Annotated in this window: 12 protein-coding genes; 6 read left to right on the forward strand and 6 right to left on the reverse strand. The window is 70.0% G+C overall.

Features of this window, described 5'->3' with window-relative positions; translation table 11 throughout:
- Positions 1-102 precede the first annotated feature (102 nt).
- The 4 genes from DI276_RS02880 to DI276_RS02895 all read left to right on the forward strand — a co-directional run bounded on the left by DI276_RS02880 (position 103) and on the right by DI276_RS02895 (position 5,536).
- Positions 103-2,919, forward strand: a complete 2,817-nt coding sequence (locus tag DI276_RS02880) for an aconitate hydratase (RefSeq protein ID WP_112261762.1) — start codon at positions 103-105, stop codon at positions 2,917-2,919.
- A gap of 171 nt (positions 2,920-3,090) precedes the next feature.
- On the forward strand, positions 3,091-4,545 hold the full coding sequence (locus tag DI276_RS02885; protein WP_157984481.1) for a S8 family serine peptidase: 1,455 nt from the start codon (positions 3,091-3,093) through the stop codon (positions 4,543-4,545).
- Positions 4,546-4,629: 84 nt separating this feature from the next.
- Entirely contained in the window at positions 4,630-5,055 is a 426-nt protein-coding gene (locus DI276_RS02890) for a DUF1761 domain-containing protein (RefSeq protein ID WP_112261643.1), read from the forward strand.
- 55 nt (positions 5,056-5,110) lie between these two features.
- Positions 5,111-5,536, forward strand: coding sequence for a DUF1761 domain-containing protein (locus tag DI276_RS02895; protein ID WP_112261644.1), 426 nt, complete (start codon positions 5,111-5,113; stop codon positions 5,534-5,536).
- On the opposite strand, the gene DI276_RS02900 is transcribed toward DI276_RS02895, so the two are convergent.
- Positions 5,533-8,052, reverse strand: a complete 2,520-nt coding sequence (locus DI276_RS02900) for an ATP-binding protein (RefSeq protein ID WP_112261645.1) — start codon at positions 8,050-8,052, stop codon at positions 5,533-5,535. The two genes, DI276_RS02895 and DI276_RS02900, sit on opposite strands and share 4 nt — an antisense overlap.
- Before the next feature lie 72 nt (positions 8,053-8,124).
- Here DI276_RS02900 and DI276_RS02905 point away from each other — a divergent pair, with 72 nt between their 5' ends.
- Both DI276_RS02905 and DI276_RS02910 read left to right on the forward strand, forming a co-directional pair.
- Entirely contained in the window at positions 8,125-9,297 is a 1,173-nt protein-coding gene (locus DI276_RS02905) for an NAD(P)/FAD-dependent oxidoreductase (RefSeq protein ID WP_157984482.1), read from the forward strand.
- Between the two features lie 25 nt (positions 9,298-9,322).
- A complete protein-coding gene (locus DI276_RS02910) occupies positions 9,323-9,724 on the forward strand; it encodes a VOC family protein (RefSeq protein WP_157984483.1) in 402 nt (133 codons plus the stop codon).
- A 1-nt stretch (position 9,725) separates the two neighbouring features.
- On the opposite strand, the gene DI276_RS02915 is transcribed toward DI276_RS02910, so the two are convergent.
- Genes DI276_RS02915 through DI276_RS02935 form a run of 5 tightly spaced genes read right to left on the reverse strand, consistent with a single transcriptional unit; the run spans position 9,726 to position 13,220 of the window.
- Positions 9,726-10,373 (reverse strand): dihydrofolate reductase family protein, encoded by a 648-nt coding sequence (locus tag DI276_RS02915; protein ID WP_112261648.1) that lies wholly within the window; start codon positions 10,371-10,373, stop codon positions 9,726-9,728.
- 48 nt (positions 10,374-10,421) lie between these two features.
- Positions 10,422-10,853, reverse strand: a complete 432-nt coding sequence (locus tag DI276_RS02920) for a PH domain-containing protein (RefSeq protein WP_232836405.1) — start codon at positions 10,851-10,853, stop codon at positions 10,422-10,424.
- Positions 10,850-11,347: a 6,7-dimethyl-8-ribityllumazine synthase gene (gene ribH / locus DI276_RS02925; protein ID WP_112261650.1), complete on the reverse strand. Its 498-nt coding sequence runs from the start codon at positions 11,345-11,347 to the stop codon at positions 10,850-10,852. Before ribH ends, DI276_RS02920 begins: the two co-directional genes overlap by 4 nt.
- Positions 11,344-12,603, reverse strand: coding sequence for a bifunctional 3,4-dihydroxy-2-butanone-4-phosphate synthase/GTP cyclohydrolase II (locus tag DI276_RS02930; protein WP_112261651.1), 1,260 nt, complete (start codon positions 12,601-12,603; stop codon positions 11,344-11,346). Before DI276_RS02930 ends, ribH begins: the two co-directional genes overlap by 4 nt.
- Positions 12,600-13,220 carry a riboflavin synthase gene (locus DI276_RS02935; RefSeq protein WP_112261652.1) on the reverse strand — a complete coding sequence of 207 codons (621 nt, stop codon included), beginning with the start codon at positions 13,218-13,220 and terminating at the stop codon, positions 12,600-12,602. Before DI276_RS02935 ends, DI276_RS02930 begins: the two co-directional genes overlap by 4 nt.
- Between the last annotated feature and the right edge of the window lie 6 nt (positions 13,221-13,226).

Here is a 13,226-nt window from a genome sequence, read left to right on the forward strand (position 1 = left end):
CACGCGTACTGTTTGGGGTCGAGGGGCAGCGGTCGACCCGGTGGGGAAGACTCTCCCCGTACCCCGAACTGACCACCGCGCTGTCACCAGATGGAGTTGCACGTGACTGCACCAGCTAGCAAGGACAGCTTCGGCGCCCGCGGCACGCTCAACGTCGGCGACGCCTCGTACGAGGTGTTCCGGCTGAGCGCCGTGGAGGGCGCCGAGCGTCTCCCGTTCAGCCTGAAGATCCTGCTGGAGAACCTGCTGCGGACCGAGGACGGCGCGAACATCACCGCCGACCACGTGCGCGCTCTCGCCAACTGGGACCCCGCCGCCGAGCCCAACACCGAGATCCAGTTCACGCCGGCCCGCGTCGTGATGCAGGACTTCACCGGTGTGCCGTGCGTCGTCGACCTCGCCACCATGCGTGAGGCTGTCACCCAGCTGGGTGGCGACGCCGAGAAGGTGAACCCGCTCGCGCCCGCCGAGCTCGTGATCGACCACTCGGTCATCGCCGACGTCTTCGGCCGCCCGGACGCGTTCGAGCTGAACGTCGACCTCGAGTACGAGCGCAACCGCGAGCGCTACCAGTTCCTGCGCTGGGGCCAGACTGCGTTCGACGAGTTCAAGGTCGTCCCGCCCGGCACCGGCATCGTGCACCAGGTCAACATCGAGCACCTGGCCCGCGTCGTCATGGTCCGCAACGGCCAGGCGTACCCGGACACCCTGGTCGGCACCGACTCGCACACCACGATGGTCAACGGCATCGGCGTGCTGGGCTGGGGCGTCGGCGGCATCGAGGCCGAGGCCGCGATGCTCGGCCAGCCGGTCTCCATGCTGATCCCGCGTGTCGTGGGCTTCAAGCTCTCCGGTGAGCTGCCCGCGGGCGCCACCGCCACCGACCTCGTGCTGACGATCACCGAGATGCTGCGCAAGCAGGGCGTCGTCGGCAAGTTCGTCGAGTTCTACGGCGAGGGCGTCAGCGCCGTGCCGCTCGCGAACCGCGCCACGATCGGCAACATGTCGCCGGAGTTCGGCTCCACGGTCGGCATCTTCCCGATCGACGGCGAGACCATCGACTACCTGCGCCTGACCGGCCGTTCCGAGGAGCAGATCGCGCTCGTCGAGGCCTACGCCAAGGAGCAGGGCCTCTGGCACGACGCGTCCCGCGAGCCCGTCTACTCCGAGACGCTGGAGCTGGACCTGGCGACGGTCGTCCCGTCCATCGCCGGCCCGAAGCGCCCGCAGGACCGCATCGAGCTGACCAACGCCAAGGAGGCGTTCCGCCAGGCTCTGGGCGCCTACGTCGCGCACACCGACTCCCCTGAGCTGTCCGGTGTGGACGAGGCCGTCGACGAGTCCTTCCCGGCGAGCGACCCGGCCGCCATCCACGAGGGCGGCAACGGCTCCGGCACGCCGAAGGTGTTCCAGTCCGCCGCCGAGGGTGCCACCGGCCGCGTCTCCAACCCGGTCAAGGTCACCGTCGACGGCAACGAGTTCGAGCTGGACCACGGCGCCGTCGCGATCGCCGCGATCACGTCGTGCACCAACACCTCGAACCCGTCGGTGATGCTGGGTGCCGCCCTGCTCGCCAAGAAGGCCGTCGAGCGCGGCCTCGAGCGCAAGCCGTGGGTCAAGACGACCCTGGCGCCGGGCTCGAAGGTCGTCATGGACTACTACGAGCGCGCGGGCCTCATGCCGTACCTGGAGAAGCTCGGCTTCCACCTGGTCGGTTACGGCTGCACCACCTGCATCGGCAACTCGGGCCCGCTGCAGGAGGAGATCTCGGCGGGCGTGCAGGAAGGCGACCTCGCGGTCGTCTCGGTGCTGTCCGGCAACCGCAACTTCGAGGGCCGGATCAACCCGGACATCAAGATGAACTACCTCGCGTCGCCGCCGCTCGTCGTGGCGTACGCGCTGGCCGGTTCGATGGACAAGGACATCACCACCGAGCCGCTCGCGTACGACCCCGAGGGCAAGCCGGTGTACCTGTCGGAGATCTGGCCGACCCCGGCCGAGATCGCCGAGGTCATCTCGACCTCGATCTCCGCGGAGGGCTTCACCAAGGGCTACACCAACGTGTTCTCCGGTGACGAGCGCTGGCAGTCGCTGCCCACGCCGACCGGCAACACGTTCGAGTGGGACACCGAGTCCACCTACGTCCGCAAGCCCCCGTACTTCGAGGGCATGGAGATGGAGCCGAAGCCGGTCACCGACATCGCCGGTGCCCGCGTCCTCGCGCTGCTGGGCGACTCGGTCACCACCGACCACATCTCCCCCGCCGGTTCGATCAAGGCCGACTCGCCCGCGGGCAAGTACCTGACCAAGCACGGCGTGGAGCGCAAGGACTTCAACTCCTACGGCTCCCGCCGCGGCAACCACGAGGTGATGATCCGCGGCACGTTCGCGAACATCCGCCTGCGCAACCTGCTCCTCGACGACGTCCAGGGCGGCTTCACCCGCAACTTCCTGGAAGCCGACGCCCCGCAGACCACCATCTACGACGCGTCGGTCGCCTACGCCGAGGCCGGCGTCCCGCTGGTCGTCCTCGCGGGCAAGGAGTACGGCTCCGGCTCGTCCCGCGACTGGGCGGCCAAGGGCACCTCGCTGCTCGGCGTCCGCGCCGTCATCGCCGAGTCCTACGAGCGCATCCACCGCTCGAACCTGATCGGCATGGGCGTGCTGCCGCTGCAGTTCCCGGCCGGCGAGAACGCGGCGTCCCTGGGCCTCGACGGCACCGAGACGTTCGACTTCTCCGGCGTCACCGAGCTCAACAACGGCACCACCCCGTCCACGGTCCACGTGGTCGCCACCAAGGCCGACGGCGGCAAGGTCGAGTTCGACGCGGTCGTCCGCATCGACACGCCCGGTGAGGCCGACTACTACCGCAACGGCGGCATCATGCAGTACGTGCTCCGCAAGATGGTCCGCAGCTAGTCAGCTGAATTGAGAAAGGGCCGCTCACCGCAGGTGGGCGGCCCTTTTCACGTTCACAGAATTGTTCTCACAGTAAACCCGCGAATACACGTTGCATGTGATGTAACAAATTTCTGATCCGCTCGATTTCCCCGTGAACCACCCTTACTACGGGAAGCGGTGAGACATTTGTTGAATCGTCCACGAGCACTGCTGGCCGCCGCCGGTCTCGGGGCGGCACTGTGCGTTGCACCGGCGATCCAGGCCGGTGCCGCGACGGAGTCCACCTACGTCGTCCTCTACCAGGAGGGCGCATCGTCGTCGAACGCCGCGAACACCATCGCGAGCGCCGGCGGCACCGTTGTCGCGAACTACAGCCAGATCGGTGTCGTGATCGCCAGGTCGTCCAGCACCGGGTTCGCCGCCGCGTTGAAGCGGAACGGCAACGTCGAAGGCGTCGCCGCGACAACCGGTCTCGGCGTCCAGGTAGCACCGGAGCAGGACAGTGCCACAGAGGAGGTGGCAGCCGCCGCCACGTGGGGTGACTCGCTGTCCGGCCTGCAGTGGGACATGCAGCAGATCAACGTGCCGCAGGCGCACCAGGTGACGCCCGGCAGCAAGCAGGTCGTCGTGGCCACGCTGGACACCGGTCTCGACTTCACGCATCCGGACCTCGCGCCGAACTACGACGCGTCACGCAGTGCGGACTGCTCCAGTGGCGTGCCGACGCCACTGCTGCCCGGCAACGACCAGAACGGCCACGGCACCCACACCGCCGGCACCATCGCCGCGGCCGCGAACGGCACCGGCATCGTCGGCGTCGCACCGAACGTGCGCCTCGCCGGTGTGAAGACGAGCAACGACGACGGTTTCTTCTTCCCGGAAATGGTCATCTGCTCGTACATGTGGTCTGCCGCGAAGGGCATCAACGTCACCAACAACAGCTACTTCGCCGACCCGTGGCTGTTCAACTGCCGCAACGACGCCGACCAGCGCGCAATTTGGAAGGCCGAGCGCAGGGCGATCCGGTACGCGCAGTCCCAGGGCGTGCTGGTCGTGGCCTCGCAGGGCAACGGCAGCACCGACCTCTCGCACCCGCGCGTCGACGTGATCAGCCCCGACTACCCGCCCGGCAACGAGGTGGAGCGGGAGATCACCAACGCATGTGCGGTCGTCCCCGTCGAGGTTCCCGGTGTCGTCGGCGTGACGGCGACGGGCAACAAGCGGATCAAGTCGTACTACTCCAGCTACGGCATCTCCACGGCCGACGTGGCCGCGCCCGGCGGCGACGCGATCCTGCAGCTGACCCCGGCCGCCCCGAACGGCCGCGTGCTGTCGACGTACCCGAGCTACCGGCCGTGCACGCGGCAGGTGGTCGAGAACGGTGCGAAGTACTGCTACCTGCAGGGCACTTCGATGGCCGGGCCGCACGTGGCCGGTGTCGCCGCACTGCTGCTGAGCCAGCAGGGCAGCGCGGGCGCGTCCGCCAAGCTCCAGCAGGCGACCAACCCGCTCCCGTGCCCGGACACGTCGATCTACGCGGCCTTCCCGCAGAACAGCGGCGAACCGCAGACGTGCCAGGGCGGAACGGCGCACAACAGCTTCTACGGCTCGGGTGAGATCGACGCCCTCAAGGCCGTGAGCTGACGGGTCGGGCCGCCCGCGTTCGGCGGGCGGCCCTACCTCGTTGGATCTACGATTCCCCGCACCTGTGACCAGGCTGGAGGAATCATGAGCTTCGGCGTCCTCGGTGACCTCAACTGGTTCGCCGTCATCGTCGCCACCATCGTCTACTTCGGACTCGGCGGGCTCTGGTACGCCGAGTTCCTCTTCGGCAAGGCATGGCAGAAAGCCATGGGCTGGGACGGCAACGCCCCCGAGGGCGCGGGCGCCGGCATCTACGTCGTCCCGCTCGCCACCTGCTTCGTCGCCACCCTCGCGACGGCGATGATCGCCGCGGCCACCGGCACGGACACGCTCGGCGAGGGCATCGTGCTCGCGATCGTCGTCGGCATCGGGCTGTCCGCGTCGATCCTGGCGGTCACCGGCATGTTCGACTCGACGAAACCCGCCGCGATGACCACCGTCGCGATCAGCGCCGGCTACCACTTCGCCGGCTTGCTGCTGGCCAGCGTCATCCTTGCCCTCTGGCAGTAACGGCGAGCGCGCACCCCGCGATGCCAAGTCACCCTGATCACCGCGGGAGACCCTCATGAGTTTGACCGTGCTCGGCGACCTGAACTGGTTAGCCGTGATCGTCGCGACGATCGCGTACTTCGCGTTGGGTGCCTTGTGGTACGCGGAGTTCGCCTTCGGCAGGGCCTGGCAGCGGTCCGCCGGCTGGGATCTCAACCCACCGGAGAACGACGGCGCCGGCATCTACGCCGTGCCGCTGGCCACCTGCTTCGTCGCGACGCTCGCGACGGCGATGGTCGCGGCCGCGTCCGGCACCGACAACATCATGAAAGGCATCCTGCTCGGACTCGTGGTGGGTGTCGGCGTCGCGCTTCCGGCGATCTTCGTGACCGGCACCTTCGACATGACGAAGCCCGCCCCCAAGACGTTCGCGGCCATCAGCGCGGGCTACCACATCGTCGGGCTCGCACTGGCGGGCGCGATCCTGGGGCTCTGGCGCTAGACCCCGTTGCGGCGGGCGTACCTGGCCGCTTCCGCCCGGTCCGGCACCCGCAGCTTGCGCAGCACGGCTGCGACGTGGTGCTCGACGGTCCGGCGGGACAGGAACAGCTCCTCGGCGATCTCGGTGTTGCGCCGCCCGTCGGCGAGCAGGGTCAGCACCTCGCGTTCCCGCGCGCTGAGGCCGTCCGCTCCGGTGGTGCTCGGCCGCCGCGGGATGTCACGAACGCCGTGGCGACGCAGGCGGCTCGCGGTGGCGTCGCGCATCGGCCGGGCTCCCAGCCGGTCGAACTCGGCGAGAGCGTCGCGCAGCAGCCGTTCGTCGCCGCTGTCGAGCAGAGCGAGCGCCGCCTCGTACGGGCAGCCGACCTGCCGCCACCGCAGTGCCGCCTCCTCGTGAAAACCGTTGAGCTGCAACCGATACGGCTCAGCGACACCATCCAGGGTCACCGAGCCGCCGGTCTGCGCCAGCAGATGGGCGAGCGCGCCAAGGTGCCACGGTTCCCGCGCCGTGGGCAGCGCAGCGGTGACGATGTTGCGCAGTTCGGCGAAATCGCCTGCGTACCAAGCGATTTCCGCCAGTGCGCGGGTCGCGCCGACCAGCCAGCCGACGACGGGCTCCGCGTTGACCATGGCCGGTCGCACGCGCGTGAACAGCTCGTGTGTGTCCGGATCGCCCCGGCGGGCTCGCAGCGTGCACAGCACCACCAGGCTGATCATCGTGCGGCCGTCGTCCACGGCGGCCGACCGCAGCACCTCGGAGGCGAGCGACTCGGCCTCGTCCCAGCACCCCCGATCGAGCAGGGCACGGGCCCGGAACGCGCGCAGCCACTGACGCCAGACCTCCTGGCCGTGGTCCTCGGTGAACGCGATCGCCTCCGCGTACCAGTGGTCGGCCTGCTCGTACCAGCGCCGCGTCACGCAGATCAGCTGCGCCCAGAAGTAGGCGAGCCCGGCCTCGTCGTACGCACCGGCCGCGCAGGCCAGCCGCACCGTCTCCGCGATGAGGTCGAGGCCCCGCAGATCCCCGTTCTGCGCACGGCCGATACCGATAGACATGGCGGCCAACGCGCGCACGAGCGAACTCTCGCCCACGGCCGCACGCTCTCCCCACGCGATCGCCTCGTCGTTGCGGAACCCCATCGCCGCGAACTTCCCGCGCACGGCACAGGCGAGGGCGAAGTCGGGACCGGGTGGCAGGCCGCTGAGCACCTCGACGGCCTGCTCGCTCGACCGTTCGCCGAGCGGGATCTCCCTCGCCAGGTGCAGAGCGGTGATCGCGAGGCCCACCAGAGCCGTGCCCTGGCCGCGCCGGTCACCGATCGACGTCCGTGCCGCGACGGCCTCGCGCCACCAACGCAGTGCGTTTTCCAGGTCGTCAGCCAGGTGACATTGCCGACCGAGCCCTTCCAACAACTCCGCCCGTAGTGCGCCGTCTCCACACACGTCCAACGCACGCCGCAGTTGCGCGACCGCTTCTTTGTGCGCGCCCAACGTCGACGCCTGCTCGGCGGCCGCACGGGCGTGGGTGAGCAACGCGGTCCGGTCCTGGGCGAGCAACGCGTGGCCGGCCAGCCGGGCGGGCTCCACCTCTCCCGGCGGACATGCGGCCAGCACGGCCAGCGCCTGCCGGTGCAGCTGTGCGGCGCGACCCGGTGCGATCGCCTCCTCGACCGCCACTCGGGCGAGCTCGTGCCGGAACGACACCAGGCCGCGGTCGGCGACCACCAGGCCGCGGTCCGCGCACTCGTCGAGGTCGGCGGTCGGACGACCGGACACCGCCTCCACCACCCACGGCGCGGCGCGAGGCCCGAGACAAGCCAGCGCGTCGAGCACCTCGCGCGCACCTGGTGTCAGCCGGGCGGACCTGGCCAACACGGCGTCACGGACCGTGACGGGCACGGTGACGGCGCCATCGCACAGCACCTCGGTCACGAAGAACGCGTTGCCACCCGTGCGGTGGTGCAGTTCGGCAGGATCGACCCCAGAACCCTTCGCCAACGCAGCGACTGCGGAGAGTGACAGCGGTAGCACGCTGAGTCTCCGCACCACGGACACGGTCGACAGGTCACCAGCCAGCACGCGCAGCGGATGCCGGACGCCGACCTCGTCCTCCCGGTACGCCACGACGACCATCGCAGGGCACCGCTCGATGCGCCGCCCCAGGAACCGCAGCAGGTCGAGCGTGCCCTCGTCGGCCCACTGCGCGTCGTCGACCACGACCAGGGTGGCGGTCCCCCGCAGCTCGTCGAGGAACGACTGCCTGATCTCCACCGGGTCGCCGCGCAGTCCCATGTCCCGCAGCGGGCCCAGCGGTATCGGAGTCGTGAGCGGTTCACAGGTGCCGTGCAGCAGACGTCCGGGGACCTGGCCTGCGAACGCGGCGAGCAACGCGGTCTTGCCGGCTCCCGCGTCACCGCCGACGAGCACGAGCCGGCCGTGTCCGGCGGCGGCCTCGTCCCACCACGAGGCCAGCGCGGCACTCTCGCGGTCACGCTCCACCAGCGTGGTTGCGCCCACGCGCTGATGGTAGGTCGATTAGGTAGTCGCTACCGATGTCACGGGTGCACACCGAGTCGCACGCTCCTGGGCATGGACTACGACGTGATCATCGTGGGAGCGAGCATCGCCGGCTGCACCGCCGCGACCCAGTACGGGCGCGCGGGTCTGCGCGTGGCGTTGCTCGAACGGCACCGCAGCCCGCAGGCGCACAAGACCCTGTGCGGGCACTTCATCCTCGGCGGCACGCACGACGTGCTGCACAGACTCGGGTTCTGGCAGCCCATGCTCGACCGCGGCGCGGCCGTCACCACCGGCCTGGGCGTGTGGACGGACGCCGGCTGGATCAAGCCGGTCGACGGTGTGCCGCCCGCGATCAGCCTGCGCCGCAGCAAGCTCGACCCGTTGCTGCGGGAGATCGCGGCCGCGACGCCGGGCGTGGACCTCCTGATGGGACACCGCGTCACCGGCCTCGTCGAGAACGGAGTCGTCACGGACGCAGGGACCACCTTGCGCGCGCGTCTCGTCGTCGGTGCGGACGGCCACCACTCGACGGTCGCGCGCCTTGCCGGTGTACCCGAGGACGTCGCCCCGAACGAGCGCTTCCTGTTCTGGGCCTACTACGAGGGCGCGGAGCTGAACGGCCCCGGAGACGGCCAGGTGTGGCAGCTGGACCCGGACATCGCCGTGTGCGTCCAGGCGGACGACGGCCTCACGCTCGTGGGCGTCTTCCCGGCGAAGGAGCGCCTGGCCGAGTTCGCGGACGACCGGCTCGCCGCGTTCGACGGGTTCGTCGCGCGGCTGCCCGACGGCCCGTCCCTCTACGGCGCCCACCGGGTGTCGAACCTGGTCGGCACCACCGACTACCCGTGCGTCCGGCGTGATCCCGTGCCGCGGCCGTGGCTGGCCCTGATCGGTGACGCGGCCACGGCATCAGACCCCGTGCCGGCCGTGGGGTGCGGGTGGGCGTTCCGCAGCGCGGCGTGGCTCGCGGACAGCACCGCCGGACCGCTGCGCGACGGCGGTGACCTCGGTCGTGCGTTGCGCCGCTACCGCCGTGCGCACCGGTTCATCGACAAGTACGACGACCTCGGACGCCAGGACGCGCTCGCCACCCCGCCGAACGCCCTCCAGCGCGCGATCCGCACCGCCGCGGTCACCGACCCGTGGATCGCCCGCAGGCTGGCCGCGTTCGGGATGCGGGCCGAGGCGCCGTCAGTGCTGCTCAACCCCGGCGTCGTCGTGCGAGCGCTGCTGGCGGGATAATGCTCCCGCCAGGGAGGAGATGACCATGCCGACGTTCTCGAAGGTCTCCCACATCTCGTTCTCCGCCCGCGACGCGGAACGCAGCGCCGCGTGGTGGCGCGAGGTCTTCGGCATGTTGGACATCGACCGGGTGCAGGGCGACGGGTGGCGGGGGATCCTGCTCATCCACCCGCCGACCGCGACGATCATCGAGTTCCAGCAGCACGACGCGAACCAGGGCGAGCGCTTCGACCCGGCGCGCACCGGTTTCGACCACCTCGGGTTCAAGGTCGACGACCCGGCCGAGCTCGACGAGTGGCAACGGCACTTCGAGGAGCACGGCGTCACGTTCACACCGGTGGCGCACAACGAATACGGGTCAGTGCTGACGTTCAAGGACCCGGACGGCATCCAGTTCGAGATGTTCTACCGGACCGGGCACCCCTGACCTACTTGCGCCAGAACAGGTGGTGCGTCACGCCGCTCGGGCTCGGCACGACGTCCAGGTGGTACCGGTCGAGCAGCTCGTCCGGCGACTCCCAGAGCCGCAGCCCCGAGCCCAGCTTCAGCGGCGAGACCGCCACGTGCAGCGTGTCGACGAGACCGGCGTCGAGGAACTCCCGGATCGTGGTGACCCCGCCGCCGAGCCGCACGTCCTTGCCCTGCGCGGCCTCTCGCGCCTGGTCGAGCACCGCGGCCGGCTCGTCGTCGACGAAGTGGAACGTGGTCTCGCCCAGCGTGAACGACGGCCGCAGGTGGTGGGTCAGCACGAACACCGGCGTGTGGAACGGCGGTTCGTCACCCCACCAGCCCTGCCACTCGTGGTCGGTCCACGGCCCGCGCTGGAACCCGAACTTGTTGCGGCCCATGATCTCGGCGCCGATGTTGTGCGTGAAGTCGCGCGTGAAGTAGTCGTCGAGACCGCGGCTGCCACCGGGTTCGGTGCGGTTCGGCCAGCTCGCCGTGGCGCCCGCCCAGGCGAACAGCTCCATGGGCGGGACGTCGAGGCCGAACGGGTTCTCGAAGGTCTGGTCCTCGCCGGCCGCGATCCCGTCGCTCGAGATCACGAAGTTCTGCACTCGCAGGAGTTGTGTCATGTCCGTGCAGACTCCCTCAGCCGGCGAAACTCATCGCTACTTCTGTGTCTACTTCTGGGCCGCCTTGTGCAGCTCACGCAAAGCACGCACGGACGACACGGCGTACTCGCGGTCGACGGCCTGCACGGCCATCACCGAGATGTACTCGTCCTCCGGCAGCTCCAGGCGGGCCCACGCGGCACCGTCCGGGAAGCTCACCGAGAGCACGTCCTTCCACTCGAAGTGGTGGGACGTCACGACGTTGCGCACGTCGACACCCGAGGCGTCGGCGGTGACGCGCGGGCGGGTCAGCAGCAGCACCCCGCCCGCCAGCAGGAAGCCCAGGAGGATCATCGCGACCTGGTCGGAGGTCCGGAAGATCACGCCGGTCGGGGTCTGGCCCAGCAGCAGCCCGACGACGGTGAACACGGCGACGAGGCCGACCGCGCACGCCCACGCGACGCGGCGGATCTTCTTGGGACGGAACACCACGACAGTCACTCGAAACCCCGCTCGGTCCACGGCTGACGCAGGCCGCGCAGCACCAGTGCGGTGTCGATCGCGGCCACGGTCGCCTCGTAACCCTTGTCCTCCACCGAGTCCGGCCAGCCGGCGCGGGCCACGGCCTGTTCCTCGGTGTTGCACGTCAGCACGCCGTTGCCGACCGGCGTCGACTCGTCCAGGGCGACGCGGGTCAGGCCGTCGGTCACCGAGTCGCACACGTACTCGAAGTGCGGGGTGCCGCCGCGGATCACGACGCCCAGCGCGACGACCGCGTCGTGGTGCCGCGCGAGCTCTTGCACCACAACGGGAAGCTCGATCGCTCCCGCCACGCGCACGACGGTCGTGTCGGCGCAACCGGCGTCCTCGGCGGCCTTCAGGGCGCGCTCGAGGAGCTGGTCGGTGATCTTGCTGTTCCAGCGCGTCGCGGCGATCGCGACGCTCAGGCCCTTGCCGTCGAGCGGGGTCTGCTCTGGACGGCCCTCGCCACTCATTCCTGGTCCTCCGTAGCGGAAACAACGGCCTCGTACTGCTCCAGCTGGTGCAGCTCGTGGCCCATCCGGTCGCGCTTGGTGCGCAGGTACCGCAGGTTCTCCGGGTTCGGGGAGATCGGCAGCGGCACCCGGTCGAGCACCCGCAGACCGTATCCGGCCTCCAGACCGACGCGCTTGGCCGGGTTGTTCGTGAGCAGCCGCATGGACTTGATGCCGAGGTCCACGAGGATCTGCGCACCCGTGCCGTAGTCGCGCGCGTCCGCCGGAACGCCCAGCGCGAGGTTCGCGTCCACGGTGTCCGCACCCTGGTCCTGCAGCTGGTAGGCCTGCAGCTTGTGCATCAGGCCGATGCCGCGGCCCTCGTGTCCGCGCATGTAGAGGACGACGCCACGTCCTTGTGCCGCAACGGCTTCCAGCGCCGCGTCGAGCTGCGGGCCGCAGTCGCAACGCAGTGAGCCGAAGACGTCGCCGGTGAGGCACTCGGAGTGCACGCGCACCAGCACGTCCTCGCCGTCGTCGATCTCGCCGTAGACCAGCGCCACGTGCTCGATGCCGTCGAGCAGGCTGTCGAAGCCGACGGCGGTGAACACGCCGTGCGCGGTCGGGATCCGGGCTTCGGCAACGCGTTCGACCTGGGTCTCGACCCGGCGGCGGTACGCGATCAGGTCGGCGATCGTGATCAGTGCGAGGTCGTGGTCGGCCGCGAACACCTCGAGCTCGTCGCGGCGGGCCATGTCGCCCTCGTCCTTCTGCGACACGATCTCGCAGAGCACGCCCGCGGGCGCCATGCCCGCGAGACGCGCGAGGTCGACGGAGGCCTCCGTGTGGCCGGGGCGCCGCAGCACGCCGCCGTCCCTGGCACGCAGCGGAACGACGTGGCCGGGCCGGTTGAAGTCGCTGGCCTTCGAGGTCGGGTCGGCGAGCAACCGGATCGTGCGGGCGCGGTCGGCGGCCGAGATGCCGGTGCTGATGCCCTCGCGCGCGTCCACCGTGACCGTGTACGCGGTGCCGCGCTGGTCCTGGTTCGTGTGGTACATCGGCGGCAGGTCGAGGCGGTCGCAGTCGGAGTCGGTCAGCGCCACGCACACGTACCCGGACGTGTAGCGGACCATGAACGCGAGCAGCTCCGGCGTCGCCTTCTCGGCGGCGAAGATCAGGTCGCCCTCGTTCTCGCGGTCCTCGTCGTCCACGACGACCACGGGCCGTCCGGCGGCGATGTCCTTGATCGCCCGCTCGATTTCCGCGAAGTTGCTCACTGGGCCTCCTCGCCCGCAATGGCCCGCAGGTGCGGGACGGCCAGTCGTTCGACGTACTTCGCCAGCACGTCGACCTCCAGGTTCACGTGGGAACCCGGCAGGCGGTGCCCGAGCGTGGTGAGCTCGAGCGTGGTCGGGATGAGGCTCACGGAGAACTGGTCCTCCGAGACGCTCACGACCGTCAGTGACACGCCGTCGACGGTGATCGAGCCCTTCTCCACGACGTAGCGGGCGAGCTGGGGCGGCAGTCCGATGTGGACGATCTCCCAGTGCTCGGCCTTCTCCCGCGCGAGAATCGTGCCGGTGCCGTCGACGTGGCCCTGCACGATGTGGCCGCCGAGGCGCTGGCCGACCGCGGCCGCGCGCTCCAGGTTGACCTTGTCGCCCTCGGCGATCTTCGCGAGGCTGCTGCGCACGAGCGTCTCGCGCATCACGTCGGCGGTGAAGGTGCCGTTCTCGACCTCCACGACGGTGAGGCAGACGCCGTTCACCGCGATGGAGTCGCCGTGCTTGGCGTCGCTGGTCACGAGCGGCCCGGCGATGCGCAACCGTGCCGCGTCGGGCAGGTCCTGCGTCGCGACCACGTGGCCGAGTTCCTCGACGATCCCGGTGAACACCGCTCC

Source organism: Lentzea terrae (assembly GCF_003265345.1).
Lineage (GTDB): Bacteria > Actinomycetota > Actinomycetes > Mycobacteriales > Pseudonocardiaceae > Lentzea > Lentzea terrae.

Coding starts and splice junctions, on each gene's coding strand:
- DI276_RS02890 (WP_112261643.1), top strand. CDS start 4,630: ATGAGCTTCGGCGTCCTCGGTGACCTCAACTGGTTCGCCGTCATCGTC.
- DI276_RS02895 (WP_112261644.1), top strand. CDS start 5,111: ATGAGTTTGACCGTGCTCGGCGACCTGAACTGGTTAGCCGTGATCGTC.
- DI276_RS02905 (WP_157984482.1), top strand. CDS start 8,125: ATGGACTACGACGTGATCATCGTGGGAGCGAGCATCGCCGGCTGCACC.
- DI276_RS02910 (WP_157984483.1), top strand. CDS start 9,323: ATGCCGACGTTCTCGAAGGTCTCCCACATCTCGTTCTCCGCCCGCGAC.
- DI276_RS02915 (WP_112261648.1), bottom strand. CDS start 10,373: ATGACACAACTCCTGCGAGTGCAGAACTTCGTGATCTCGAGCGACGGG.
- ribH (WP_112261650.1), bottom strand. CDS start 11,347: ATGAGTGGCGAGGGCCGTCCAGAGCAGACCCCGCTCGACGGCAAGGGC.